Below are 24479 nucleotides of genomic sequence, written 5' to 3'. Positions count from 1 at the left end.
CAACGATGAGGAGACAACGGATCAGACGAGGCAGGTTGCTATCCCAGGGAAGTCGTGACGTCACATTGCCAAACTCCTTGCGACGCAGCAAACAAGCGCGGTGATCCAATGTTCCTGTCTGCGAGGCTTTGACACCCCTCGTGACCGCTCATCCTGACAGCATTGGGACAATGACGTGGAGCGCTGTTGCGTGGGCCTAAAGCGGGAACCGTGCTCGACAGGCGCTGTTTCTAGCCATAGCGGGCTTCACACCGTGATGCTGCACCAGTCACGTGGATCGAGCGATGGGCACAGGGAGCGAGAAACATCGCAGCAACGCGAAAAGAACAAGCTGCACCAGAAGGCCAAAGGCTGATCAGCGAAGGCAAAAAGCTGCAAGGAAAGCTTGTGCGATCTGACCATCGCGGGAAGACGGCTGCTTGACGATGCTCCGGCTCGGAGACGCGCCTCTCTGATGCGGCTCTGCCGCACCATCCCGTACGGACCAGAGCATCAGCAGCGGATTGAGGCTGTCGAGACTGCGGCCAAGCGCATCCGAAGCAGCCGGTCTTGTTTCGTGCGGGTTGTCCCGACCGAGGGTGGCGTGTTCTGCGACCTGTACTTGCACGGAACTGATCCACCGGGCCCTGGAGAGATTTTCGTGCTGCGAACAACGGGTGAAGACTTTACGCGCCAAGTGGTGCCCTAGTCTGGCTGCCTCTGTGTTCTGTCAAGTCAGAACCTGCTTTAGAAACCCAGCATTCGCTTTGGTCCCCCACAAAACGGCGCCCAGCATCACTCCGCTCGGCGTCCCGAGGGCTCGCTTCAAACCATTTTGCTCCTAGCCGCTCTTATTCATGATGCGGCTGATGAGGGCTGGCGAGCGTAGCTTAAGCACTTGAAGCAGCGTAGGATTTGGTTGCTGAAGCCGATCCTGCACCCTCTTCAAAGGCTGCCACACCCGCCATGCCGGACGATACATCCGCCACCTTCCCGTTTCCAGCCGTTGGCCGCAAGAAGATCACCGCCGCTTTCGATGGCGGGCGCCTGTCGTCCGACGGCGGCGTCATGCTCCTGGCCCAGGCCGAGCGCCGGCTCGGGATCGCCGGGCGGCTGGCGCGCGTCATCCCGGATCGGCGCGCTCCAGGCCGCGTGACGCACGCGATCACCGACATGATCCGCGCCCGCATCTTCGCCATCGCGTGCGGCTATGAGGACTGCAACGACTTCGGTCCGCTGCGCGCCGATCCGGCGTTCAAGCTCGCCTGCGGGCACTTGCCGGAGACGGGCACTGATCTGGCGTCCCAGCCGACCCTCTCGCGCCTGGAGAACGCCCCGAGCCTGCGCGATGCCATCCGTCTGACCTATGCTCTGGTGGATCAGTGGATGGAAAGCTACGCCACTCCGCCCGACGGCGTGGTGCTGGACATCGACGACACCTGCAACGTCGTGCATGGCCATCAGCAACTGTCCTTGTTCAACGCGCACTATGATGAGCGCTGCTTTCTCCCCATTCATGTCTACGACAGCGCCACCGGCCGTCCGGTTGCCATCGTGCTGCGGCCCGGCAAGACGCCCTCGGGCCTGGAGGTGCGGGCGCATCTACGACGCCTCGTGCGCCGCATTCGCACGCGCTGGCCTCTCACCCACATCACGATCCGCGGCGACAGTCACTATGCCCGTCCCGAAGCTATGGACTTCTGCGAGCAGAACGGCGTCAGCTATATCTTCGGTCTGGCCGGCACGAGGCCGCTGACAACCAAGGTGCAGGATGTCGCCGATACGGTGCGCACCCAACGGGCGCTGGAAGATCGTGACGTCGTCCGTGGCTTTGCCGAGACGACGCACCGGGCCAAAAGCTGGTCGTGCGAGCGTCGCGCCGTTGCCCGCATCGAGGCCACGCGCCTGGGGCTCGACATCCGCTTTGTCGTCACCAACCTGACCGGCACCAGCCCGCGCGTCGTCTACGAGAGCCTGTACTGCGCGCGAGGCCAGGCGGAGAACTGGATCAAGTTCCACAAGGCGCAGCTTGCCTCCGACCGGACCTCGTGCCGGCGGGCCGTGGCCAACCAGGTTCGGCTCGTGCTGCACACGGCAGCCTACTGGCTGATGCTGTCATTGCGCGAGGCCATTCCGGCGATGCGTGATCTCGCCCGGGCCGAGTTCGCGACGCTGCGGCTTCGCCTGCTCAAGATCGCCGTGCGGGTGCAGGAAACCACCAGCCGCGTCCGGCTGGCCTTTGCCTCATGCTGCCCGGACGCGGATCTCGTCCGCCGCCTTGCGGGCGCTCTTGCACCCCAGCCCCGGGCAGCCTCGCCATAAGCGACGGGGCCGCCATCGCCCCGATCAACTCATCTCGTCTCTGCAACGCGTTCCCCATGTTCCAAACCTCGCCGCGGTGGAAGAAACGCAGCGGATCCGCACGCCGGGGCTGCAGATCAAATCATCCCGACCAACTCTGGTGAATACGATGGGCTAGTCATCAATGTGCAGGGTTCTTGGGCTCCCGTTGGTGTTGCTGGTCACTCCTTCCAGGACGGAATGCCCGAGCACGCTTGAGACCCCTACTGCCATGCTTACCCGTGAGCCCGAGACGGTGAGCCTTTCCGATCACGGCATTGCGCGTGACGCCTCCACCAAGCTTCTCCGCAATCATGCGGGCCGTCTCGCCTGAAAGCCAAAGGCGCGTCAGCACCGCCATTCGCCGTTTGTCCCAATGCGCGTTCATGCCGAATCCCGAATCTCACCGCCTCAGCACGCACTCGTTGAGCGCTCAGCCAGCAGACGCCGTCTCTTTCATTCCGAACCAAGTCTTGATCTTCGCAAAGAGAGGTGTGTCGGGAACTAACGTGGGAACGGTCGCTCTGGCCTGGACAGATTCCATCCTGGTCCTCACCTCGTCTGGTGTGGACACGCCTGCCTGCCGCCCAATCGCCAGTGCCCCCTCAAGAACTTTCAGGCCCTCTTGGAACGGCAGCCGCCAGCGCATGCGTACGGCGATGTACGTCTCCCGCTCCTGCTCCACCTGTGGCGTATCGGCACAGGCTAAGCGGGCGACAAACGGCAGCAGATGCTGGCGCTCCTCATCGGAGGCCTCATCGTTCAGCTGCATCGCCAAGGCGCAAATCGGACGCGAGAAACACTTCGGCATGTCGTGAACGGAACGCACAGGCTGGTAGGGGAAGCCGGCTGCCACGATGGCCGCTTCGTTGATGCAGGTGCCGCCGTCCTTTCCCGGGAACGTGTGCGAGCCTTGCTTCAGCTTCCAGTGCAGGATGTGATCGAATTTATCCATGGCGGCCATCCTTATGGCGCACCCCCACTAGGGCATGGTGATCCTCCAGGGTCCCCCCTGTCAATTGCGGGCCGCACGCGTTCTTCGACAAGACGGAGACGGTTGATCACTACGTGGCGTGGCGGTCCTTGCGGCGGGCATGCGGCGTTGTCCCGTCATTGAGTTCTGCGTGTCTTAATCGTCCGCTGCTGGAGAATCTTCAGCAGCCTCGATGGCGGTTCGACAGCGGCATAGCAGCAGTCCACCTGCCCAGTTTCTCCGCCAGGGAGAACACCACAGGTCAGCATCGGTCGCAAATGCTCTTGGTCGCCTTGTCACTCTGCTCCTGAGCGCGCTGCTCCTTCTCGGTTTCCGGTCCGATATTGCCAAGACCAGTCTGGTTCCCAGTGGAACCGGCAGCCCCTGGGCTTTGCCGGGGAACACCAGAACTGGAGCTGACCGGATTGCCACCAGAGCCGGTCGTGCCCGGCGGTATGATGGGGGGCGTCAGCGCTCCGCCCACGGCACTGTTCGGGTTCATCCCGCCGGTTGGCTGCTGGGGTGAGCCTGCGCCACCGGTTGCTGTGCTGGACGGGGTGCTGGTTGGTCCGCCGGTTCCCGCGCTTGGCGCGCCACTGCTCGTGGCTCCGCCACCACTCATGCCAGAGCCGCTTGCACCGCCGCTGGATCCCCCGCCGGAGCCGCCGCCACCTCCGCCTCCGGACTGAGCGACAGCTACAGGTACCGCAGCGAACATCAGTGCAGCCGCAATCGCCAAACTTTGCAATGAACGGGAGATCATCGGCTCCTCCGGAGATTGCTGACACCAGTCAGCATTGTCTAAACGCGATGTGACGTGTGAGGTTTCAGCTTGGTGCTCAGGATCGTGGCCAATCATCTCTGACCCTCACACTCGAGCGATGACAAAACGATGGTGCCGATCATAACAAAATCGGCTCTGCAGAGTTGGTATCCGGCCGTACACAGGCTCGTTGCCTTTGTTGGGTGCCGTAACCACAGAAGGAGACAGACCATGGATCGCCGCATCGTCCTGGCAGGCTTGGCCGCCGCAATCACCGCCCCGGCGCTGGCGCAGACCAGCGGAGCCCCCAGCACCAGACAACCAGGTGCCGCCGCCGGTTCAACCGGGGGAGCCTCTGGGGCAAGCCGCATGGGCGGGCAGCAGATGACACAGGCTGACATGCAGCACATGCAGCAGACGATGCAGCTGGGCCTGGTGGCTCTCGAGATCAGCCGGATCGCGCAGCAGAAGGCGCAGAATGCCGACCTGAAGCGGTTTGCTACCTTCGAGGTGCAGGAGCAGACCACACTGTCCGAGGTCCTTCACTCCATGATGGAGCCTGCCGCGACATCGGCCACGGGCGCTGCGTCAGGGACGAGCGCCCCAGCCATGCAGATGGATGTCCAAAGCCGGGAGATGATCCAGAGGCTTCAGAACACGCAACCCGGCGAGGCCTTCGACCGTCAGTACCTTCAGGGCCAGATGGAAGGGCACAGCGCCCTGCTGCAGGTGCAGACGCAGTATCTGCAAAGCAATCCGCAGAACCGCGAACACGTGAACGTCGCGAAAATGGCCCGCGGGGTGATCACCGAGCATATCGCCTTGTTGGAAGAGATCCAAACCAAGATGAAGTGAGCCTTTTGGCACGCGCGGCGAGCAAGGTGTATCTCGCCGCGTGTGCCGAAGCATTACAAGGGCGATTCCTACAAGGCCTGACATGACCCTGAGCACGGCATTGGCCCGCTCTATTCCTGAAACATGGATCTAATGCCTGCAAATAGAGTGTATCGAGGCTTAGACTTGAATTGATTTGAACGTCACTCTCGGCTCTTGGGTGTGTCAGAGCGATTTGGCAGGAGCCTGAATCGCTGCCTCCAACGAGCCCCGCATCGCGCGGTCGGCACCGCAGGTCCGGCATGATCCGTACGGGTTCATGGAACCGGAATCCGGACGGCACATTGGTAGGTTCACCGGATATGGCACGTACCTGTATGGCTGTGTCCCTCCACTGACGATCCATCACCGACACTCGGGATGGCATTTGCCAGTGAGGATCACCGGCTCCACCACGCGTCACAAGCCGGTTCGATCACGAAAACCTTTCAGGAGCCAACCTCATGTCCAAGACCGTCACGTGCCTCTACCAAGATCAACAGAAAGCCGGCGAGATCGTCAGCCGCCTGGAACAGGCGGGCATTTCGCGCGGAGATATCAGCTTCTACTCGACGCCTTCCGACAACCTCATCGACGATCTGGAAAATGACGGCGTGCCGCGCACTGATGCCTATGCCTATGCGGAGGGGGTGCGCCGCGGTGGGTCTCTGGTCGCGGTCGAGTGCGACGATGACGAGATTGATCAGGTTATCGACATCCTGGACGATGACGGAATTCTCGACCTGGACGAGCAGGAAACCTCGTGGCGCTCGGAGGGATGGCAGGGCTACGATGCCTCGACCTCCGGCGGCACGACCGGAAGGCTCGGCGCTGCGGCGGCCGGACTGGCCGGCAGCCTGACGGATTCGCCCGCTTCAATCCGGACCGACAAGGCGGGCGCGAGTGGACGCGACGAGGTCATCCCGATCGCCGAGGAGGAGCTGCATGTCGGCAAGCGCGAGGTCGGACACGGCCGCGTGCGCATCCAGTCCCGCGTGGTCGAGCGGCCGGTGAGCGAGCAGGTCAACCTGCGCCAAGAGCATGTCGAGGTGGAGCGCCGCCCGGTGTCCGGCACGGCACAGGCCGGTACCCTCGGCGCTGATCCCTTCCAAGAGCGCACCATCGAGGTGGAGGAGCGCGGCGAGGAGGCGGTGGTGTCCAAGGAGGCGCGTGTGGTCGAGGAAGTAGTGGTGCGCAAGGACGTAGAGCAGCGTACCGAGACCGTGTCCGACACCGTGCGCAAGACCGAAGTCGATGTCGAGGACGACCGGAATATCCGCGGCACCGGCACCACAGACTCGGCAGACGGCAAGCGCTGATTTCGCTTCCGTCGAAGCCCGGCACGACGCTGGGCTTCGACACCCTCAGCGAACCTCGCAAGGAACTGCCCGCCCTACCTGTCAGGGACAGGATCATCCGGAGCCTCACGCTCCACGATGGCACGCTGCTTGCGCAAGGTGACCGGCACCTCGACAGATTCGGTGGCGATGCGGCGCCAGATGTGCAGCTCCTCCTTGAGCACCAGGCGCTTCTCGACGACGAGCACTTCCTCGACGATCGGTAGGATCGTCACATCGCCGTCGGTTCTGATCGCGGGTGCGGTCTCGACCACCTTGTCGATGGGCACGCGGGTGACCTCGACGCTCTCGCGCTGCACCTCCGCATGAGCGAGCTCCTCGACGGTGTCGGTGATCGTCTGCACGCGCACGCGTCCAGTCACGACCTGCCGCTTCGCGATGGTCGCGATCTCCTCGGCGAGCGGAACGACCTCCTCGGACGTCGTGTGGGCGCCGCTTCTCGGCGCATCGTCCAGACTCGGCACAGGCTCAGCATCGTGTGGCGGTACGCTCGAAGGGTGAGTTGGGTCGCCCATGGCTGCTCTCTGGTAAGCGAGGACCAACGGGCGCTCGCCCCAGGGGTTCCTTGCGCCTGAACTCCGCGCAATCTTGGCGGCAAGCGCGACAAATCCTTCACCCGCAAGGCAATTCGTTGGTCTGCGCTGAACCATTTCCACACCGGGGGGTTGGCCCGCGAACAGGAGCACCGCCATGACCGACACCCATCATCCCGACACCCCGCGCAATCGCGGCGACACTGATGCCCCGCACATGAGCCCGGTCACCCCGGCTGAGGACGCCCGCACCATCATGCTCAACAAGATCGCCTGGGGGGCGGTGCTCGCCGGCGTCGTGGTCATGCTCGTCACGCAGCTTATCCTCAACCTGCTTGGCATCGGCATCGGGGCCGCCACCCTGGATCCTGCCGCCGGCGCAGGCGAGAACCCATCCGCCTCCAGCTTCTCCATCGGAGCCGGCATCTGGTTCGTGCTCGCCGGGGTGCTGGCTTCGCTCGCCGGCGGCTACGCCGCAGGTCGGCTGGCCGGCAAGCCGAAGGAGTCCACCGCAAGCTGGCATGGCCTCACCGCCTGGGCGCTGGCCACGCTGGTGATCTTCTATCTGCTCACCACCACGGTGGGCGGCCTTGTGGGCGGCGCCTATCGCACGGTGACGAGCGCCTTGGGCAACGTCACCCAGGCGGTCGGCTCGACCGCGCAGACCGCCGCCCAGGTGGCGGCTCCCAACCTGGCCGGCGCGGCGAACCCGTTCTCCGGGATCGAGCAGCAGATCCGGGGCGCCACCGGCGGCAACGATCCCGCGGCCTTGCGCGATGCGGCCGTCGCTTCCGTGCGAGCCGCGCTGACCGGCAACGAGCAGCAGGCCGCAGACGCCCGCAATCGTGCGGCGGATGCTCTGGCTCGGGCCCAGAACATCCCGGTCGACCAAGCCCGCACCCAGGTGCAGCAGTACGAGCAGCAGTACCGTCAGTCCGTCGACCAGGCCCGGCAGCAGGCCACCGAGGCGGCCGATGCCGCCGCGAGCGCCGTCTCGACGGGTGCCTTGCTGGCTGCTCTCGGCCTGATCCTCGGCGCTGTGGCTGCGTGGTTCGGCGGGCGTATGGGCACAGTCGAGCCGACGATCACGGCCCGGCTGGGCTTGAGCCGCTCCGCCGCGACAGAGCCGGTGGTCCCCAGCGGCACCACGAGCACCGTCGTCGAGACGGAACGCACGCCCCGAGCCACGACATCGAAGACAACCGGCAGCACGCGCTCGACCTGACATCACAGCCGGAGGCTGATATTCGCAGGTCCCGCAGATGCTGGAGAGGAATCGTTCGATGCCAGCATCGAGGCCGCGGGAGGATGCCACCTGCGATGCGGATCACCCAGGCGACATCTCCAGCCGGGGCTGGTTCGACATCATCACCAGACTGGTTGGGTCCCTGCGCCAGGATGGCATGTGGCTCAGGTCGGCGGGCGTGGCCTTCTGCGCCATCTTCGCGGCCATTCCGGGCATCTCCGTTCCGGTTGCCCTGTTCGGCCTTCTGGTCGACCCGGAGGCGGTGCATCGCCCCATCGAGATGCTTGGCGGTCTCGTGCCCGGGATCGCCACCACGTTCCTCGCCGATCAGATGCAGGCGATTGCCCGCACCTCCCGAACTCAGCTTGGGACTGGGCTCGGCGGCGGCTTTCTTGCCGCGCTGTGGGGCGCCTGGTCGGGGGCCTCGGGTCTGATCGCGGCCCTGAACGTTGCCTATCGCGAGGAAGAAACCCGCAGCTTCCTGCGCCGGGCACGGGATGCCTTGGTCGTCACGGTCGCCGCCGGGTTGTTCATGCTGCTGGCGTTTGCCGTCGTTGCACTGGTCCCCATTATCCTGGCCCGGCTGCCGCTCGGTCCGATATTGCACTCGGTGGTCTCCTTGGCCCGATGGCTTGCACTGGCGCTACTCTGCGTCGCAGCCCTTGCGATGCTCTACCGCTTTGCCCCGTGCCGGCGCGCTGCCAAGTGGCGCTGGGTCAGTCCAGGAGCGGCAGCTGCAACGGCCCTGTGGCTGGTCAGCTCGACCGGATTCTCGTTCTACGTCGCGCACTTTCCCTCGTACAACCAGACCCTGGGACTGCTTGGGACCATCATGATGCTGCTGACCTGGTCCTATCTGACCGCCTTTGCGGTGCTCCTCGGCGCCGAGCTGAATGCGGAGCTGGAACGGCAGACTTCGCGCGACACCACCACGGGCTCGGACCGGAGCATCGGATTGCGCGGCGCCGCCGTGGCCGACACCAAGGTACAGGCCTCGGAAATGGCTTCGTGACCAACCTTGCAGAGGATCTCGATGGCACGGATGCGGCTCGACCGTAAATCGGCATCGAATACAGACCCTTGAGCCGGCTGCCGTTACGCACATGACGTTGCTAACAAATTCGTAGTATCGGCGGAGTCATCATCGGCGCCGATCGTGACCCCACGGATTCCCATTTTGTGTCGCTAAATCCCGGCGTTGCGCTTCCCTTGGGAGGGGTCAAAGCTTCGGTGCCGTTTCACACCCATTAGAGAACAGCATCGGTCAATCCCTGCTGGTCCTCTACCTTTCGGGAACGTCTGCTCTGGCTGAGATGGCAACGCCCGTGGACCGGCGACAGTCATCACCGTCAACGATAGTGGATTGATTTTCCGCTTCAGATCGCGATCCACTCCGCTATCTTTGGCGCGGAGGCCAGCCCTGACGGAGCGGAGGAATTCGATGCGAGTGCCGGCAATCCTGCTGATGGGCCTTGTCCTGTCAGACTGCGTTTCGTCAAGCGAGCCGCCATCCCAGCCCGTTCCGCCAGCCAATCTCGGGTCGACACAGGCAGCACCTCCCGTGCCCCCGGCCGCCATCCCGGTGGCCCTTCCGCCAGGATACACCCGGCACATCACCTACAGCGATGGCAGGTTCACTCTGCCGGACGGCTCAACGGTGCCGGCCGATCCCAATGGCGGGTTCACGATCTCCACCGGGGCCTATATTCCACCCGACGGAGCAGGCGGAATCACTCTCCCGAACGGGGCGCGCTGCATTTCGGACAATGCGCGGGGCTACTTCTGCCCCTAAGGCCTCCCTCCTCGGCGATTGTTGCCTTCAAGCCGGATGTTCGACCGACAGCCCGCCACCCGCATGATCTGCTGAGGTGCTATCCGCTGTCTCGCTGGAGTTCGCACGGGGACTCCACGCCCACCTCGTCGGGAAAGGCAAAGAACGGGATCACTGCCGTCCAGTTGCGCCGCCAGGAAGCTGCGATCGCCTCGTACTTGCGGCCCCAGACAGAGGTCGCAAACGCCTCCAGGGCCGCCTGGCAGGCTTCGGCACCCTTGGCCCGGTAGATCTCTTTCAAGGCTGCCGCCACGGCTTTGTGATCCTTGTAGGACACGAAGGCCAGCGACGCGCGGATCAGATGCACGATGCAGGTCTGAACCTGGGTCTCGGGGAACACCGCCGTGATCGCCTCGGGAAAGCCCTTCAGGCCATCGACGATGGCAATCAGCACGTCCTCAACGCCACGGGTCCTGAACTCGTTCATCACCCGCAGCCAGAACTTGGCACCCTCGCTCTGCTCGATCCATAAGCCCAGGATCTCCTTGGCCCCGTCCGGCCGCACGCCCAGAGCGAGATAAACCGCCTTGTTGCGCACCGTGCCCTCGTCGCGCACCTTGACCCGAATGGCATCGAAGAACACCAGGGCGTAGAGCGCCTCCAGAGGGCGGTTCTGCCACTCGGCGATCTCCTCGAGCACCGCGTCGGTGACGGCGCTGACCAGATCCGGCGAGACCTCGATGCCATAGAGATCGCGCAGGTGGCCCTGGATCTCGCGCACGCTCATGCCGCGGGCGTACATCGACACGAGCTTGTCATCGAAACCGGGAAAGCGTCGCTGGTATCTGGCGATCAGTTGCGGATCGAAGGTCGCCAGGCGATCGCGCGGGATCTCCAGGTCGATCTTGCCGGTGTCGGTGAGCACGCTCTTGCGGCCATAGCCGTTGCGGCTGTTGCCGGCTTCACTCTCCTGATCGAGATGATGGTCCATCTCGGCATTCAATGCCCGCTCGGCGAGCGCCTTCTTCAACTCGTCAAGCAGGCCATTCTTGGCAAAGGCGGATTGGGCGTCAGCCCCGGCCAGCTGCTGATCGAGCAGGTGGTCGGGAATGCAGGGTTCCTTGCGGCGTGCCATGCGACATCTCATTCCAGATCATCGTAATGGCCCCACACGAAATTCCTGATAGTCCCGACGTGCTCCGAGATATTCTCTCCCGGCGGCCGGTACGCGATCGACGAGGCCTCCTGCATGGCTGCGAGCGTCTTCTCGACAGTTAGCGAGGCAGTCGTCTCTAAGAAGCTCAGCGCTCTTCCTGCGCTGATCGCAATCGCCGTGGCTGCCATCGAGACGTTATCCGACGCCTCCCACGGGTTGTATGCCTCGTGATCGCTGCCCTGCGCCCCATCCGGAGATCATCATCCTGCGCAAAGGCAAGGTGCTCTACGAAGCCCGCGATCCGATCCGCTACACCTACTTCCCGCCTGACGCCATCGTGGGGCTAATCAATGTCCTGGAGAAGGGCCAGTTCGTCGAGGTGGCGCCTTTTGGGCGGGAGGGGCTGTTCGACCTGATCAGCGCAATTGTTTCCCGCGAGGCCTTCGGGCGCTACCAAGGTGCAGGTCCCCGACCCCGCTCTCGCATTGCCCTCGACCGGATCCAGCGGGCCATGTGCGCCCGCGCCCGCCGTCGTCCCCCTTCCCCGGATCCAGCGGCTGGTTCTCCGCTATTCCGAGGCCCTCTTGGCCCAGACCTTCCAGACCGTCTCCTGCAATGCCATGCATACGGTGGAGGCGCGTTGCTGCAACTGGATCCCGAGCACGCGGGCTGGTCCCGTTGGATCGACAGCACGGGGCCGGCGGGCCTATAATGAGAGTGGGGTTGTCATGGAGGCCGGCGATGATGCTGTCCCTCGCCCTTGGGATCCTCCTCGCAGCCGCTCCCGGCGCGGATGCTGCCCCGCAAGCCAAACCGGGGGAACCCGAGGTGCGGAAAACCGCCCAGATGGTCACGGTCTCTGGCAAGTGCACCAAACTGATTCATGCTGGGCTTGCGGTGGACGGCTGCAAACCCATCCTGATGAACCTGAACTACAGCACTGGGGTCAGCGCGTACTGGTTTATGACCGAAGGTACGATCTTGTCCTTCTCGGGCGATGGGTCCTACCAAGTCGAGCAAGACCCAGACGCGGTTGTGCAAGCCATCGAAAGAGTCATCCGGGCGGCGACGATCGGCGTCCTCAGGGAAGAGGACACTAAGGAGGAGACCGCCGTCGGGTTCTGTCGCTTTGGCAACCCAACCATCAAGGGCTCAACGCTTGAGTGCCTGGCCCATACGCAGGCGGGCCGCTACGAAGGGGTTTTCGTGACCGATGGCAGCCCACCCAAACTTGAAGCCTTTCACGTTGATCAGTGATCATTGCGCATTCCAGCACGCGCCGCACCTGCTCACGGGTCCAGGAGCCACCGCGGGCAGCCGTGATGCCCTTGGCGTTCAGCCCAGCCGCAATCTGCCGAAGGGAGAATGCTGAACCACCTCTCCTGGTATGTTGTTTGCGGTCATCGAGGCCAACGGGAGAATAGTTATGGCCAGTGTACATTACCGGATCGTCGAGCACGAAGGTGGATGGGCCTACAAAGTCGGAGACGTGTTCTCGGAACGCTACGCCACCCATGACGAAGCCCGCGAGGCTGCGGAGCGGGCCGCCGCTGAACAGAGGCTGCCGGGCGCGACCGAAGACATCGAGTTCCAGGACGAGGCAGGCGATTGGCACGAAGAAGTGTCTCTGGGACAGGACCGGCCGGAGACAGACGTCACCGGAGGAGCGGCTGGACACCCGCCTAAGCGTGGCAGCCTTAGCCCCAAAGGTATGAATTCTTTTTGAGGCCGCTGGTGGAAGCGCGCTCGAAACCTGCGGAAGCAGCTGCAGTATTCAAAGGGGAGCGAACGTACGCCCAGGAGGCCTCTCCGCCACACAGGGAGCAGGAGATGACGAAGGCGCGAACGCTGTACTCTTGAGAGGAACAGGGGCTTGGGGCCAACGTTGATCCGCAGCCCTTGTGGGCTAAAGGGAAACATGATGCTCAACAGGCTCTACACTTTCACGGTCGTATCGCTGGCTACGGTGAACGTGGCCCTCGCCCAGGCCACGCCACCTGCTGCGCCCGGCTCTCCCGCCGCTCCCGCGACAACGGACGGCGGCACCCCTTGGTTGTGGATCATCATCGGCCTGGCTATCATTGCCGGCCTTGTCTGGTACTTCATGCGCGGACGGTCACGGGCGACAACCACCGGCACGACCGGCCCCTCCGCCACTTCCGGAACGCCCACGAGCCACCCCAAGGTGTTCGACAACGACAAGCGCAAGTAGGCAGCGGTCCACCGCGATCATGCCCCTGTGGCAGCCGGACCGCACAGGGCATGGCTGAAGCCGTCCGTCCTGAGCGGTCCTACCCAGGAACGTTGATGACGATGTGCGGTTGATTTCCTGCGGAGGCAACCTGCGCTCGCGCAGGTCTCCTTGACCGGCTTCCGTAGACTGAGCCCCGTTCACTGCCCGAACGGGGCTCCTTGTCCCTGCAACATCTGGAATGCCTATGAGGCGCAGCCCCTGCCTGGAGGTAGGAAAAGGGAGCGGTGCGGCAAGAACGCCTGTTCTGGGAACCTCGCCACCCTCGACGTGTTCATGACGTTCACACGATAGGAGAGCGGACCATGCAGACATGGTGGCTAACGGCCTTGGGTCTGGCAGCGGGATTGTGCACCAGCCTCAGCTTCGTGCCGCAGGTGCTCAAGGCTTGGCGCGAGGGAGACACAGAAGCGATCTCGAAGCGCATGTACGTGGCGTCGCTGATCGCCTACGGGCTCTGGATCGTGCACGGGCTGATGATCACCAGCATGCCGGTCATCGTGTTCAATGCCGTCAATGTCGTTCTTGCGGGTTTCATCCTGGCGCTGAAGCTGCGCGGCCTGAAAGCGGCCGAGGAACGCTGAGCCATGGAGGTATCGCTTGCTACCCTGATCGGATTTGCGGCCGGCTGCATCGGCCTCTACAGCTTCGTGCCGCAGGTTGTGAAATGCTGCCGGACCGGTGACGTAGCGGCCATCTCTCTGCGCATGTTCGCATTACGTACCTTCGGGCTGCTGCTCTGGACAGTGTATGGCTATGCCCTCGGCAGCTTGCCTGTGCTGATCTTCAGCGCTCTCGGCCTAGTGTTGAGTATAGTCATCCTGGTCCTGAAGGTCCGCGGCGCCCGCACGCAGCCCACTGGCGAAAGCTGCCGTCAGGATCAGCCGGATCAAAAGGATTCAGGCACGGTTGAACCCGTCGCGGGTTGAGTCCCAGATCACCGTGCGGCCCCTCCCCGGCTCGTCGACCATTACCTGAACCGTCCGGTCGGAGTTCGCGGTCCGCGCAGCCACCCGGACCGCCACCCGGATGGCCTCAAGCACAGTGGGGCATTGGGCGAGAATGATCTCGCTGCTGACGGCGGCCCACAGGCCGCCGATTGGCTGAATTACGAAGTGTCGCTGCGTACCTAAGGGTGCCTCATGACGGGCAAGAAGCAAAAAATGATGTCATCCGACCGCGGGCGCCTGGCCCGGCTCGAGCGGAAGCTCCAGGCCGTCGAGGCGCAGATCTCCCGCCTGGAAAAGGACAGGAGCCTGGATTTCGCCAAGCAGGACCACTTCGTCCTCTGCAGGCGGCCGAGCCTGTTTGCTCCCTGGCCCTCGGATCTTCGGCACTAGGAGCCGTCCTTTATCACAGCACCCGTCTCTGTCCCTCATTGTGCGTTCACGTGCCGGCCTACGGACGGCCACCGGTCCTGGCCACTACCTCCATTAGACAGGATTGCATCCGATCGGGCGATCGATCAACGAGAACCAGAGGAAGCCCATGGCCGCGATGCCCGAACGTTCGTCCACCCCATCCACGCCAGGCATTTCCCGCATGTACGCGACAGAACTCCTGCCCCTTCTGCAATCGCTCCTGGCTGACCTCGCCGACCTTGACTTCGAGCATGAAAGCGATGTCGAGACGATTAGGACCAGCACGGCGGAGGAGTGGCTGAAGCAGGCCGCGATCCGCAGGCTGCAAGAGCGCCATCGCGAGCGGTGCACGTCTTACGTGCGGTAGCTCGAGGCCGTGCAGGAGCGCGTTCGGACGATGGCGGCCTGACAGAGCTAGGCTTGGAGGCTGTGCTTTCCGTCCAACTGATCATCCGACGGCTAGTCGCCGATCGCCGCTGATTTCTTCCGCGAGGAGGACCGTCGTCCATCCTTCCGGCGGTCGCTATTGCCGCGCTCTTCGCCCGGCGAACCGCCGAGGGCGCTCGTCACGACCTCCCCTGCGGCTCCGATGGCAGCCGCTGCGACCTCCATCCAGCGGAGCAGCGACGATCTCGACGCCCAGGGTTCCCGCGGCCGATAGAGCGTCCCGACCTTCCTGTGTTCCGCTGCCCTATCCCTGCTCGCCGCCCTGCGGCTTCTCCAGCACATTTGCAATCGCCCGAAGGGCCTCCGCCATCACCGCGCGTCCCTGCGGAGAGGTGAGCGTTGTCTCGAGGCTCGAGAGCCACGCCATCGGGTTCAGCAGGCTGCCCTGCGCCTGCGAGCGGGCCTGCGTCGTGGAACGCGATCGCGATGGGCCGGAGGACGAGCGTGCTGCCGCACGCGATCCTGCGGAGGACCGAGACTTCGCGGGAACAGCCTGGGACTTCGTTGCAGACCGGGAGCCAGCCAACGCTTTGGGCTGAGCACGCTCGGAAGCGCCAGTCTGCTTCTTCGTGGCAGGCCGGGAGGCGGATTTCGACGTCGACTTCACTGGCGCCTTTCGGCTCCTGCTGGGTGGGGAAGTGTCGTCCTTCTTGTTCGTAGCCATGGTCATTCCTTCGTTTGCTGCGGCCGCAAGCCGGCCATGCTGAGGAACAGCGTTCCTCCGCGATGACAATGACGGCGTCGCCGTTCGGTTCGTTCGCACAAATGAGCCGAAGGCAAATTAGCTTCGCCTCAAAAACTCCAGGCCAGCCGGAAGATCGTGCTCCTGCCGTGCCGGTCGCATGGCTTTGATGGACGATCTAGCTCTTGGTGGCGCCTCGTCAGCGATCCAGGCGGCTTTCCCATCGCGTGTCTCCAGCGGACATGCCGCTTCGACGTGGAGCATCGCTTCCTGCAGCCATTCGGCCAGTTGCGTCGCAGAAAACTGCGAAAGAAAGCGTCGGTCTCTCTCATCAAAAGCGATCTCGAGGTTCCCGTCGCCCTTGTCCATAACCTGGATCATGATGTGATCGAGGAGCCGCTCCTCGATGAGATACCCGTCCATCTGGGCGGCGGCTACAGGACCGGTGACTGTGACCAACCTCTTCATGCCATGACCCCTCTGAAAGGCTCAGGCGAGTGTAGGCAGCACCTGTGACGAAACTGTACGCAATTCTGTGAACATCCTTAATCGCACAAGAGCCGGCGCTGCACACAACGCTACAGCTTGTGGACTGAGTTCAGGGGCGATCGGCTTCGGCTGCATCATCCCACACTCATACGCCGATGGCTGCCTTCACCTTCTCGGCCCGGAACGGGATGTCGTAGAGCCGCTTTCCGGTGGCATGCCGGATGGCATTGGCAATCGCCGCCGGAGTGGGACCCTGGGCCGCTTCTCCCGTTCCGAGGAAAGGCTCGCCCGGCCGATCCATGATGCGCACGTCGATCTTCTCCGGCACCGAACCAAAGCGCATGATCGGATAGCTCGACCAGTCGATGCTGGTGATGCCGGTCTCCTCGAAGGTGACAGACTCATAAAGCGTCCAGCTCGCGGATTGAATGATCCCGCCCTCGGTCTGGTTACGGATGCCGTCAGGATTGACGACCTCGCCGCTGTCAATGGCCGCGGTCACGCGGATGATGCGGCTGCGTCCTGTCTCCCGCTCCACCTCCAGTTCGAGCGCCAGGGCCAGATAAGCCGCCAGGTTCTTGTAGCGGGCGAAGGCGAAGCCCCGTCCCCGCCCCTCTGGGAGCGGATCCCGGGACCAGCCAAAGCCAGCGGCAGTGGCTTCGATTACCGCCCGTGCGCGTGGATCCTCCATGTGGCGCAGGCGGAACTCGACCGGATCGGCATTCGCCATCAGGGCGAGCTCATCCATCGTGCTTTCAATCGCGAACACATTGGCATAGGCCCCGAGCGCCCGTAAGGCCGACACCCGCAGCGGCATCTCGGGCAGGAAATGCCAGATCACACGCATGTTCGGGATCGCATAGAGCGGCACCGCGTTACGGTCGCCGTTGCCCGAGGGAGTGATGCTGAGCTTGGCCGGTGGCGGCTGGAATGGCGTCGGCAGGGATTGGGCCGCGATGAGCGAGCCGGCTGGTCCCGGGCGCGTGCTGTGGGTGTTGCTCCACAAATCGTAGTTCCACTCGACGATCTTGCCTGATTGGTCGAGGGACGCGCGTACCTCGGTCAGCATGGCGGGCCCATAAGGCTCCCATGCATGCTCCTGCTCACGCATCCATTGCAGGCGGACCGGCCGGCCCGGCACCGCTTGGGCGATGAGCGCCGCATCAGCGGCCGCGTCGTCGGCCCCGTTGTGGCCATAGCAGCCCGAGCCCTCCACATGGATCACGCGCACCTGTTCCGGCTGGACGGCGAGCATTTCCGAGATGGCCGCGCGGTCAGGATAGACGCCTTGCGTGTGGCTCCAGACGGTGGTGGTGCCGTTCTCGAACTGCGCCACCGCGCACGAGGGGCCGATTGAGCCATGGATCTGATAGGGGCGCGTGAAGGCCGCCTGGAAGGTCTGCGCCGCAGCAGCGCCACCTTGGCTGCGCTCGGCCACTACGCCCTGTTGCGCGGGAAGGCTCGTCAGGGACTGGATGAAGGTGTCCGGCTTTGGAAGCCTTGCGCCGCCTGACCAGTGCGCGGTTGCTTCGAGCAAGCGCATGGCCTGGATCGCCTGGAACTCCCGCTCGGCCACCACGGCCAGGAAGCTGCCATTGCGCACCACGGCCACAACACCGGGCATCCGCTCCACCTCGGCTGAATCGAGAGACGCAAGCGTTGCACCTGGCCGCGGCGGGCGGACCACTCGGGCATGCACCATGTCCGGCAGGCGCAGGTCCTGCACGTAGATCGGCATGCCCGTCACCTTGGCCGGAATGTCGACGCGGGGCATAGGCTTGCCCATCACCCTGAAGCGATCTGTCGGCTTGAGGCGCGATTGCGAAGACGCTTCGACGTGGAGGATCTCGGCGGACACAAGCGAGCCGTAGTCGAACGCCTGTCCGTCGGCCCTGATCACCCTGCCGTTTTCAGCGCGCAGCTGATCCGCGGGGATCTGCCACCGCGCCGCCGCCTGACCGATCAGGATCTCGCGCACCTGGGCTGCCGCATGGCGAATGGCGGTGCCGCTGTTCTGGATCGACTGGCTGCCGGCGGTATAGCCCTCGTCGGGGGTCTGGCTTGTATCGGCTGTGATCAGGCGGATCGCGGCTGGATCGATCTCCAGCTCCTCTGCAGCAATCTGGAGGATGGCAGTCTTGACACCCTGACCCAGCTCCGCCTTGCCGGTGAAGACGGAGACCTCGCCCTTGGCATCGATCCGGATCCAGGCGTCGAGGAAAGGATCACCCGACAGGCTTCCCGGCAGCTTCGGCTTGGGCTGGGGAGGAGGCGCCGTCCCCTGCACCTCACCTTCCTGAGCGAGAGCCTGGGACAGAAGGGCGAAGCTGACGACCAGAGAGCCGGTTCCGGCGAGCACGCCGCGGCGTGTGGGCTTCTTCACATCAGAGCGGGTCATCAGGTGGCACCTCCGCCTTGGGGGTTCTGACGCATCAAGTCGCCGGCCCGCATCACGGCCTTGATGATGCGCATATGCGTGCCGCAGCGACAGAGATTGGGCTCGAGATGGGCGCGGATTGCCGCTTCGCTGACAGAGGGATCCACCTGCAGCAGGGCTTGGGCGCGCATCATCATGCCGGGAATGCAGTAACCACACTGAGCGGCCTGCTCCTCGATGAAGGCCTGCTGCATCGGTCCCGGCTTCGCCAGCGTTCCCAGCCCCTCTACCGTGGTGACGCGACGTCCCTCCAGCAGCAGCAGCGGCGTCACGCAGGAGAGCACGGCCTCGTCATCGACCATCACCGTACAGGCGCCGCACTGCCCGATGCCACAACCGTATTTGGCTCCGTTGAGCTCCAGGTTGTCGCGCAGCACGTAGAGCAGCGGGGTCTCGGGATCGGCATCGACCTGATGGGTCTTGCCGTTGACGGTGAGGTTCACGGCCATGGTGTGGTCCTCATACTGGCTTCCGGTGGAGCCTGCGTCGTGCCATCCATGCGGTAGATTGGCACCTCGCGTTCGCCGCTCATCGTCGCTGTGACCCGCTCTCGCGTGTCAGTCCAAGCCGGCTGGTCGCTGAAGCGGTCGCGCATGTAGTTGAGCAGGGCCACAAGCTGATCCGGATTCAGGACACCGTGATAGGCCGGCATGATGGCACTCGGCTCACCCTTGGCCGCGGGTAGGCCAAAGAGGGTCACATTGATGATGTTTTGAGCATTAGGCGCGCTGACGGCGGAGCTGAGATGAAGGTTGAGACCTCCGAACGGAACAGGGCGCCGGCCGTCATGGCACCCCTGGCAGGCGCTGAGGAAGATGGCCGCGCCAACTCCGTTGCCAGTCGAGTTCGCACGCATGGCGAAAGGCGCTTCGCTTTCCTTCCGAGCCGTCGCCAACGCAGCCTCGCCTCGGGCAATCCGCGCCTGACTCGGACGGCCCATGGCATCACTCACATAGGCCGCAATGGCTCGCACGTCGGCTTCGGGAATCGAGCCCAGATTGGCCGTCACCGGCGCCATCGAGCCGCGGGATGCACCATGGTGCTCATGCCAACCATGGCGCAAATAGAAGGTGAGGCTCTCGGCGTTCCAGGGCACCGGAGCCGGCGAATTCGCGTTGATCGCATAGACGGTCCAGTTCTCGACCTCGGCTCCAGCGAAATACTCATCCTTCTTCTCCGCGCCCAGCCGGTTACGCGGTGTATGGCAGGCGCCGCAATGGCTCAAGCCTTCCACAAGATAGCGCCCCCGGTTCCACTCCGCAGACCGATTAGAGTCGGGCTGGAGCGGCCCTTCGCGCAAATACAGCGCCTTCCAGCCCGCCAGGAGCATTCGGATGTTGAAGGGGAAGGGAAGCTCGTTCGCGGGAGACGCCGCTGACACGGCTTTGCGCGTCATCAGAAACGCGTAAAGAGCCCGGCTGTCCTCGTCGGTTACGAGAGTATAGTGGTCATACGGGAAGGCGGGATAGAGATGCCGGCCTTCCCGATTAACGCCCTCGCGCATGGACCGGATGAAAGCTGCCTCCGACCAGCGGCCAATGCCCGACTCGGGATCGGGCGTGATGTTGGTCGAATAGATTGTTCCGAAGGGTGTCGGAATGCCGAGGCCGCCGGCGAAAGGCGCTCCGCCCGGAGCCGTGTGGCAGACATTGCAGTTTCCGATAGCGGCGAGATCCGCACCGCGAGATACAAGCGCGGGGTCGAAGCTTGCCCGAGCAGGCGGATCAACAGGACCAATCGCCGAGTGCCATGCGTAAGCGACGAAGGCTCCTGCACCTAGGACGAGGAGGATTGCGAGACCTGCGAGAATCCGCCGGGCGCTCATCGCTGCCAACCCCACTCGAGGAGGCAACACAATGCCCATGGGTCGTAGAGAATGCGTCGCTCCAGTCTCATGCGATCCCTCTCATCGGCCGGGGGGGCACGACCAAGTTTGAAACTGGGACAGAATTGACGCTGAACAAGAAGAAATGTTCGCTCTGCCCTTCCCTGTGAGATCAAATGCTCGAAAAGCAGATGAGCCGGCCGCACCTGATCTCCAGCGGGGCAGCCACTGGTTGGAGATCAAACTCAGCCTTTAGGCATGGCCGTAAGAAGGTCAGCTCTTCACTGTGGATGCCTATCGGGCAGCGAACTGCCTCCTGCCCTCCCTGGTCATCGCTGCAGGAGCGGCATGGATCGTAGCAAGGCTACTCTCACGTAATGCATCCGAACCTGGCCTCTTCCGAATGCCACGCTTCGTTTTACTACTAAGCCATTGCAATCATTGAGAGCAAGCGTAACTGGGGAAGCTAATCCGGAAGCAGCTACAGTCTGGTGGTTGGATAAACGCCATATTGCTCGGCTGCATCGTGAGCTGCTCCATCAGAGATCTGATCACGGGCACCTATGTAGGCTTCTCGTTGCCAGTCGAGTCGTTAAAGCCTTTGTTTTTCAAGCACTTTCGCCGACTTTGGGAAAGCCCTCCCCTCGCCTGCTGATTAACAAAATGGCTTAAAAGACGTCTTCAAACGATCAATTGAACGCAGCATCTAACTATGTACAGAATATCGCCTGCGGATAGCAGTTCTTACCAGCTCATACCCTCCCCTACTCCGCCTTTGCTGGTATTTGGCGCTCTTGGACCGGCGTGCGTGAACCGAAGGCTGATCCCGTTGAAGGTGAACACCTGCTCTATTCGCTTCTCACGTCAGAGCCCAACGGCGTGGTCGGACCAATCCATCCGAAAGCGATGCCGGTAATCCTCACCACGCCTGAGGAGTATGACATCTGGCTCATTGCGCCGACTGAAGATGCTCTGAAGCTTCAGAGACCGCTTCCCGACGAGCTCCTTGAGATCGTTGCGGAAGGGAAAAATCTGACAAGCCGGCCGGGTTAGAGCATCTGGAGAAAATATCGTGAGGGCAGAACCATGAGCCCTGCCCTCTGCTACCATCATTCGTGAGTACTGTCTTGCTGGTGTTGAGCTCGGAAGCTGCCGTAGAGTTCGTCGAGCTTTGAGACGAGGTAATCACCAAACTCAGGGGCAAGCTTCCGATTAACCTTTAGAGTGACGCTCTTGTGATCCTTGACGATTCGAGCAATTTTTCGGCCGGTAGGGTCGTTCCAGTAAATTGGCGCGGACTTAGAAGCCGGTATCTGTGAGGCGGGAGCATCCTGGCTGTCCGTGGAAGGACCTGTCGCACCATTTGAGCTAGTGGATGCTGCACTCTCGGAGAGGTCTGTCAGTAAGCGCTGGAAACGGTCAGCGCTCTCTACGTTCCCAAATTCATCACGGCTGATGATTGATTGCGCCCGCTCCAGACTAGCCTGATCCTGAAGGAGATCTGTGAGTTCCAGCCATCGTCCCCGTCCGATACCGGGCGCATGGCCGATCGCCTCAATAACTGTATGAGGAACCTTGTTGGGAACACTGATCAGTTTGGCGAGATTGGATTTATCGATCGAGAGAGCTTCGGTGATTGTAGCGCGCGAGAACCCGCGTTGCTCAAGGCGGAAGGCGAACATTGCCTGCTCGATATAGGTCAAATCGAGGCGTGCGTTATTTTCTTGACCTTGGGCAACGACGAGTTCGTCGTCACTCATTTGCTTGACGACAGCCCGGACCTTAATTCCGAGTTGCGTAACTGCTCTCAGTCGGCGGTGACCATAGGCAACTTGGTAGTGACCAAGCCTGGTCGGATGAGGACGGACGAGGATAGGAACCTGCTGACCACGGGCTCTGATAGCCTCAACGAGGGAATCGTGGGCAGCATCAGACCCGTCCATTCGATCTCGAACGAAGGATCCTTCAATGATCTCAGGGTCGAGTTCGACGATCGCTTGGCCAGAGGCGAGCTGCGCACGTAGCTCACTTACGTCCCCTTGCGCGGACAGTACAGTCTCAAGGGCCTTGTTGATCGCGCCAACGGCGCTGTTCCCGCCGATGCTCCCTCCCTGTGCAAGGGGAGATCGCTTGCGAGGGGCCAGTGACGCGGGATGCGGCTGTACATTGTCAGCGGGGGTGGGCTTTTCGGTGGGGGCAGCAGGGTCAATCGCTCCCGAAAGCATGCTGGCGATGATTTTACGGGTCATTATGCTCTCCCCCAAGCTTTTGTGATGAGGCTCTCGATCTCAGAGTTTACGTTGTTCAGGGATTCAAACGCCCGGTCGTAAGTCGACTTCGTGAACTGCTCGCGCGAAACCTCGTAGAGGGTTTGCTTGGTGATCCCGGCATCCGAAATTGCTGTGCTCTTGAGTACCGGATAGTTCAGGACATGTTCCCCGAATCGCTCCCGCATGAACGAGACCATTTGGTTCTGTGGTCCATCGCCCGGCTCATAGCGGGTAACGAGGTACTTCAACCAGTCGTACTCGAGAGTGGCGCCGGCGTTTCTGACGACGCTCAGCAGGTCTGAGGTCATAGTTAGGAACTGGCACATAGACATGACGTCCAGCATTTGCGGATGCACTGTGACGAGCATCGCGGTGCTGGCGCATAGGGCTGATAGGGTGATGTATCCGAGCTGCGGAGGACAGTCGATGATCACGACGTCGTAATTTTCAGCGACAGGTCCAAGTGCAATACCCATCCGCGCAAAGAAGAGCGGTTGGTTCGGATCTCGGCTCGTTAGGGCCTTGGGTGTCTCGTGCTCAAATTCCATGAGCTCGAGGTTGCCTGGAATGATGTGCAGTCCAGGGAAGTATGTTTCCTGGATCACCTCGCTGATCTCCCTGACCTCGTCATCGTAACGGATTGCGCCGTAGAGGGTCTGGTTCTCACCAACGTCGAATTCTGGTTGGAAGCCATGGAGAGCGGATAGGCTTGCTTGCGGATCTAGGTCGATCGCCAGGACTCTGTATCCGCTGAGAGCCAAGTGCTGTGCCAGGTGAGCAGCCGTCGTCGTCTTGGCGCTTCCACCTTTAAAATTCACAACGGAGATGACCTGAAGGTGCTCGCTTCCTGAGCGATGCTTGACGTAGCCGCGTTCAGACTTGCCGCTTTCGTCGAGATAGGCCCGCAGTGCATTGATTTCCTCAAGACTGTAGAGTCTGCGGCCGTTAGGTGCCATTTCAGGCTCAGGCCCCTTCCCTTCCAAGGAAAGGCGCCGAAGATAGCTGTCGTTGATGCCGACGAGGCGAGCCACTTCTCCCGACGTAAATTTCCGCAATGTTTTACGCGCAGTTGGTGGATACAGCATTAGGCGCTGTTCATTCAGCTTCTCTGATAGACCGCTGGCATGCTCAGCGATCAGGTCTTCAAGAACGGTCTTCAGATCTGATTTCAATAACGCTTGGGCCACGGTTCGCCTCTCGTAGTAACGGTCTGCAGCGCGAAGAACTGCTTTCGTCCGTGAGTAGGCCGTAGAGACGTTAAAAACCTGTTAATGCGTTCGCGGGTACTCAGGTCGTGGTCAGCTGACCACTTAAACCTCCAGCTCGGCATCGTTCTCACAGGCACTACGAGCAAGGGAGGATATCTGGCCCGATAGTTTGGAAATGTCGCCGGCACCTGTGGATTTTGTGGTCAGCTGACCACAACAAGAGCATCTATGCCAGAGTTTGCATTGATATCGCGTTACGATTACCACTGCTGACTACCGGATCTGGAAGGCTATAGCGCGCCCAGCCCGCCGCTGGTGGATCGATCCGGGGTTTGTGGTCAGCTGACCACGGGCGGCAGCTCAACTTGGAGCTCTCAACTTGGAGCTATTAGGCCATGATGAGCACGAGACGAATTTGGTACGTGGACGGCTGTGCGACTGGAACCTGTGTGATCGAGCAAGGGGCCGCCGCATAGGCAACCGGCCTGCCTTCCGTGATTGTCCGCCAGCCTCTACG

The 24479-nt window shown here is 62.5% G+C and carries 25 protein-coding genes and 2 pseudogenes; 15 read left to right on the top strand and 12 right to left on the bottom strand.

Annotated features, from left to right (window positions below):
* Window positions 1-945 precede the first annotated feature (945 nt).
* Window positions 946-2301, top strand: coding sequence for an IS1380 family transposase (locus BB934_RS39470; RefSeq protein ID WP_099508542.1), 1356 nt, complete (start codon window positions 946-948; stop codon window positions 2299-2301).
* Window positions 2302-2461: 160 nt separating this feature from the next.
* Here the strand turns inward: BB934_RS39470 and BB934_RS39465 are convergent, their stop codons facing one another.
* Both BB934_RS39465 and BB934_RS39460 read right to left on the bottom strand, forming a co-directional pair.
* Window positions 2462-2680, bottom strand: a complete 219-nt coding sequence (locus tag BB934_RS39465; RefSeq protein WP_237050798.1) for a GcrA family cell cycle regulator — start codon at window positions 2678-2680, stop codon at window positions 2462-2464.
* Between the two features lie 72 nt (window positions 2681-2752).
* Window positions 2753-3274 carry a hypothetical protein gene (locus BB934_RS39460; protein ID WP_099515640.1) on the bottom strand — a complete coding sequence of 174 codons (522 nt, stop codon included), beginning with the start codon at window positions 3272-3274 and terminating at the stop codon, window positions 2753-2755.
* A 1012-nt stretch (window positions 3275-4286) separates the two neighbouring features.
* Between BB934_RS39460 and BB934_RS39450 the strand changes: the two genes are divergently transcribed.
* Both BB934_RS39450 and BB934_RS39445 read left to right on the top strand, forming a co-directional pair.
* Complete coding sequence (locus BB934_RS39450) at window positions 4287-4910, top strand: DUF4142 domain-containing protein (protein ID WP_157934607.1); 624 nt, start codon at window positions 4287-4289, stop codon at window positions 4908-4910.
* Between the two features lie 482 nt (window positions 4911-5392).
* Window positions 5393-6247, top strand: a complete 855-nt coding sequence (locus BB934_RS39445) for a YsnF/AvaK domain-containing protein (RefSeq protein ID WP_099514600.1) — start codon at window positions 5393-5395, stop codon at window positions 6245-6247.
* Between the two features lie 74 nt (window positions 6248-6321).
* Here the strand turns inward: BB934_RS39445 and BB934_RS39440 are convergent, their stop codons facing one another.
* The gene (locus BB934_RS39440) at window positions 6322-6750 is read right to left on the bottom strand and encodes a YsnF/AvaK domain-containing protein (RefSeq protein WP_237050741.1); all 429 of its coding nucleotides are present in this window, start codon (window positions 6748-6750) and stop codon (window positions 6322-6324) included.
* A 226-nt stretch (window positions 6751-6976) separates the two neighbouring features.
* On the opposite strand from BB934_RS39440, the gene BB934_RS39435 reads away from it, so the two are divergent.
* From BB934_RS39435 to BB934_RS39425, 3 genes are all read left to right on the top strand, one after another.
* Entirely contained in the window at window positions 6977-8044 is a 1068-nt protein-coding gene (locus BB934_RS39435; protein ID WP_418294831.1) for a PhnA-like protein, read from the top strand.
* 58 nt (window positions 8045-8102) lie between these two features.
* Entirely contained in the window at window positions 8103-9077 is a 975-nt protein-coding gene (locus tag BB934_RS39430) for a YihY/virulence factor BrkB family protein (RefSeq protein ID WP_157934606.1), read from the top strand.
* Between the two features lie 429 nt (window positions 9078-9506).
* Window positions 9507-9857, top strand: a complete 351-nt coding sequence (locus BB934_RS39425; RefSeq protein ID WP_099515125.1) for a hypothetical protein — start codon at window positions 9507-9509, stop codon at window positions 9855-9857.
* Window positions 9858-9978: 121 nt separating this feature from the next.
* Here BB934_RS39425 and BB934_RS39420 read toward each other — a convergent pair.
* Window positions 9979-10971, bottom strand: a pseudogene (locus BB934_RS39420) (IS256 family transposase); the annotation flags it as partial.
* Between the two features lie 8 nt (window positions 10972-10979).
* The gene (locus BB934_RS39415) at window positions 10980-11180 is read right to left on the bottom strand and encodes a hypothetical protein (protein WP_099515124.1); all 201 of its coding nucleotides are present in this window, start codon (window positions 11178-11180) and stop codon (window positions 10980-10982) included.
* Window positions 11181-11212: 32 nt separating this feature from the next.
* On the opposite strand from BB934_RS39415, the gene BB934_RS39410 reads away from it, so the two are divergent.
* From BB934_RS39410 to BB934_RS39370, 8 genes are all read left to right on the top strand, one after another.
* Entirely contained in the window at window positions 11213-11704 is a 492-nt protein-coding gene (locus BB934_RS39410; protein WP_099515123.1) for a hypothetical protein, read from the top strand.
* Window positions 11705-11733: 29 nt separating this feature from the next.
* Window positions 11734-12249: a hypothetical protein gene (locus BB934_RS39405; RefSeq protein ID WP_099515122.1), complete on the top strand. Its 516-nt coding sequence runs from the start codon at window positions 11734-11736 to the stop codon at window positions 12247-12249.
* Window positions 12250-12418: 169 nt separating this feature from the next.
* Window positions 12419-12718: a DUF2188 domain-containing protein gene (locus BB934_RS39395; protein ID WP_099515638.1), complete on the top strand. Its 300-nt coding sequence runs from the start codon at window positions 12419-12421 to the stop codon at window positions 12716-12718.
* Window positions 12719-12910: 192 nt separating this feature from the next.
* Window positions 12911-13204 carry a hypothetical protein gene (locus tag BB934_RS39390; protein WP_157934604.1) on the top strand — a complete coding sequence of 98 codons (294 nt, stop codon included), beginning with the start codon at window positions 12911-12913 and terminating at the stop codon, window positions 13202-13204.
* Between the two features lie 344 nt (window positions 13205-13548).
* Complete coding sequence (locus BB934_RS39385; RefSeq protein ID WP_099515120.1) at window positions 13549-13827, top strand: SemiSWEET family sugar transporter; 279 nt, start codon at window positions 13549-13551, stop codon at window positions 13825-13827.
* Window positions 13828-13830: 3 nt separating this feature from the next.
* Window positions 13831-14172, top strand: a complete 342-nt coding sequence (locus BB934_RS39380) for a SemiSWEET family sugar transporter (RefSeq protein ID WP_099515119.1) — start codon at window positions 13831-13833, stop codon at window positions 14170-14172.
* A gap of 234 nt (window positions 14173-14406) precedes the next feature.
* On the top strand, window positions 14407-14583 hold the full coding sequence (locus BB934_RS39375; protein WP_237050737.1) for a hypothetical protein: 177 nt from the start codon (window positions 14407-14409) through the stop codon (window positions 14581-14583).
* A gap of 148 nt (window positions 14584-14731) precedes the next feature.
* Window positions 14732-14971, top strand: a complete 240-nt coding sequence (locus tag BB934_RS39370; RefSeq protein ID WP_099515117.1) for a hypothetical protein — start codon at window positions 14732-14734, stop codon at window positions 14969-14971.
* 324 nt (window positions 14972-15295) lie between these two features.
* On the opposite strand, the gene BB934_RS39365 is transcribed toward BB934_RS39370, so the two are convergent.
* The 5 genes from BB934_RS39365 to BB934_RS39345 all read right to left on the bottom strand — a co-directional run bounded on the left by BB934_RS39365 (window position 15296) and on the right by BB934_RS39345 (window position 20484).
* Window positions 15296-15715 carry a hypothetical protein gene (locus tag BB934_RS39365; RefSeq protein WP_157934603.1) on the bottom strand — a complete coding sequence of 140 codons (420 nt, stop codon included), beginning with the start codon at window positions 15713-15715 and terminating at the stop codon, window positions 15296-15298.
* A 117-nt stretch (window positions 15716-15832) separates the two neighbouring features.
* Window positions 15833-16201, bottom strand: coding sequence for a hypothetical protein (locus BB934_RS39360; protein ID WP_099515115.1), 369 nt, complete (start codon window positions 16199-16201; stop codon window positions 15833-15835).
* A 166-nt stretch (window positions 16202-16367) separates the two neighbouring features.
* Window positions 16368-18620 (bottom strand): xanthine dehydrogenase family protein molybdopterin-binding subunit, encoded by a 2253-nt coding sequence (locus tag BB934_RS39355; protein ID WP_099515114.1) that lies wholly within the window; start codon window positions 18618-18620, stop codon window positions 16368-16370.
* On the bottom strand, window positions 18620-19108 hold the full coding sequence (locus BB934_RS39350) for a (2Fe-2S)-binding protein (RefSeq protein WP_099515113.1): 489 nt from the start codon (window positions 19106-19108) through the stop codon (window positions 18620-18622). Before BB934_RS39350 ends, BB934_RS39355 begins: the two co-directional genes overlap by 1 nt.
* On the bottom strand, window positions 19099-20484 hold the full coding sequence (locus tag BB934_RS39345) for a cytochrome c (protein ID WP_099515112.1): 1386 nt from the start codon (window positions 20482-20484) through the stop codon (window positions 19099-19101). Before BB934_RS39345 ends, BB934_RS39350 begins: the two co-directional genes overlap by 10 nt.
* A gap of 762 nt (window positions 20485-21246) precedes the next feature.
* On the opposite strand from BB934_RS39345, the pseudogene BB934_RS39340 reads away from it, so the two are divergent.
* Window positions 21247-21537 (top strand): annotated as a pseudogene (locus BB934_RS39340) (SOS response-associated peptidase family protein); the annotation flags it as partial.
* A 56-nt stretch (window positions 21538-21593) separates the two neighbouring features.
* Here BB934_RS39340 and repB read toward each other — a convergent pair.
* Complete coding sequence (gene repB, locus BB934_RS39335) at window positions 21594-22733, bottom strand: plasmid partitioning protein RepB (RefSeq protein WP_099515111.1); 1140 nt, start codon at window positions 22731-22733, stop codon at window positions 21594-21596.
* Window positions 22733-23941 carry a plasmid partitioning protein RepA gene (gene repA / locus BB934_RS39330; RefSeq protein WP_237050735.1) on the bottom strand — a complete coding sequence of 403 codons (1209 nt, stop codon included), beginning with the start codon at window positions 23939-23941 and terminating at the stop codon, window positions 22733-22735. Before repA ends, repB begins: the two co-directional genes overlap by 1 nt.
* Window positions 23942-24479: the final 538 nt, after the last annotated feature.

Source organism: Microvirga ossetica, assembly GCF_002741015.1.
Classification (GTDB): Bacteria; Pseudomonadota; Alphaproteobacteria; order Rhizobiales; family Beijerinckiaceae; genus Microvirga; species Microvirga ossetica.
Note: the sequence above shows the minus strand (reverse complement) of the source record. Positions and strands in the feature narration are given on the sequence as shown.

Coding starts and splice junctions, on each gene's coding strand:
- BB934_RS39355 (WP_099515114.1), bottom strand. CDS start 18,620: ATGACCCGCTCTGATGTGAAGAAGCCCACACGCCGCGGCGTGCTCGCC.
- BB934_RS39345 (WP_099515112.1), bottom strand. CDS start 20,484: ATGAGCGCCCGGCGGATTCTCGCAGGTCTCGCAATCCTCCTCGTCCTA.
- BB934_RS39370 (WP_099515117.1), top strand. CDS start 14,732: ATGGCCGCGATGCCCGAACGTTCGTCCACCCCATCCACGCCAGGCATT.
- BB934_RS39435 (WP_418294831.1), top strand. CDS start 6,977: ATGACCGACACCCATCATCCCGACACCCCGCGCAATCGCGGCGACACT.
- BB934_RS39405 (WP_099515122.1), top strand. CDS start 11,734: ATGATGCTGTCCCTCGCCCTTGGGATCCTCCTCGCAGCCGCTCCCGGC.
- BB934_RS39430 (WP_157934606.1), top strand. CDS start 8,103: ATGCCAGCATCGAGGCCGCGGGAGGATGCCACCTGCGATGCGGATCAC.
- BB934_RS39375 (WP_237050737.1), top strand. CDS start 14,407: ATGATGTCATCCGACCGCGGGCGCCTGGCCCGGCTCGAGCGGAAGCTC.
- BB934_RS39360 (WP_099515115.1), bottom strand. CDS start 16,201: ATGAAGAGGTTGGTCACAGTCACCGGTCCTGTAGCCGCCGCCCAGATG.
- BB934_RS39380 (WP_099515119.1), top strand. CDS start 13,831: ATGGAGGTATCGCTTGCTACCCTGATCGGATTTGCGGCCGGCTGCATC.
- BB934_RS39390 (WP_157934604.1), top strand. CDS start 12,911: ATGATGCTCAACAGGCTCTACACTTTCACGGTCGTATCGCTGGCTACG.
- BB934_RS39470 (WP_099508542.1), top strand. CDS start 946: ATGCCGGACGATACATCCGCCACCTTCCCGTTTCCAGCCGTTGGCCGC.
- repB (WP_099515111.1), bottom strand. CDS start 22,733: ATGACCCGTAAAATCATCGCCAGCATGCTTTCGGGAGCGATTGACCCT.
- BB934_RS39365 (WP_157934603.1), bottom strand. CDS start 15,715: ATGGCTACGAACAAGAAGGACGACACTTCCCCACCCAGCAGGAGCCGA.
- BB934_RS39350 (WP_099515113.1), bottom strand. CDS start 19,108: ATGGCCGTGAACCTCACCGTCAACGGCAAGACCCATCAGGTCGATGCC.
- BB934_RS39465 (WP_237050798.1), bottom strand. CDS start 2,680: ATGGCGGTGCTGACGCGCCTTTGGCTTTCAGGCGAGACGGCCCGCATG.
- BB934_RS39450 (WP_157934607.1), top strand. CDS start 4,287: ATGGATCGCCGCATCGTCCTGGCAGGCTTGGCCGCCGCAATCACCGCC.
- BB934_RS39415 (WP_099515124.1), bottom strand. CDS start 11,180: ATGGCAGCCACGGCGATTGCGATCAGCGCAGGAAGAGCGCTGAGCTTC.
- BB934_RS39410 (WP_099515123.1), top strand. CDS start 11,213: ATGCCTCGTGATCGCTGCCCTGCGCCCCATCCGGAGATCATCATCCTG.
- BB934_RS39385 (WP_099515120.1), top strand. CDS start 13,549: ATGCAGACATGGTGGCTAACGGCCTTGGGTCTGGCAGCGGGATTGTGC.
- BB934_RS39445 (WP_099514600.1), top strand. CDS start 5,393: ATGTCCAAGACCGTCACGTGCCTCTACCAAGATCAACAGAAAGCCGGC.
- BB934_RS39460 (WP_099515640.1), bottom strand. CDS start 3,274: ATGGATAAATTCGATCACATCCTGCACTGGAAGCTGAAGCAAGGCTCG.
- BB934_RS39425 (WP_099515125.1), top strand. CDS start 9,507: ATGCGAGTGCCGGCAATCCTGCTGATGGGCCTTGTCCTGTCAGACTGC.
- BB934_RS39395 (WP_099515638.1), top strand. CDS start 12,419: ATGGCCAGTGTACATTACCGGATCGTCGAGCACGAAGGTGGATGGGCC.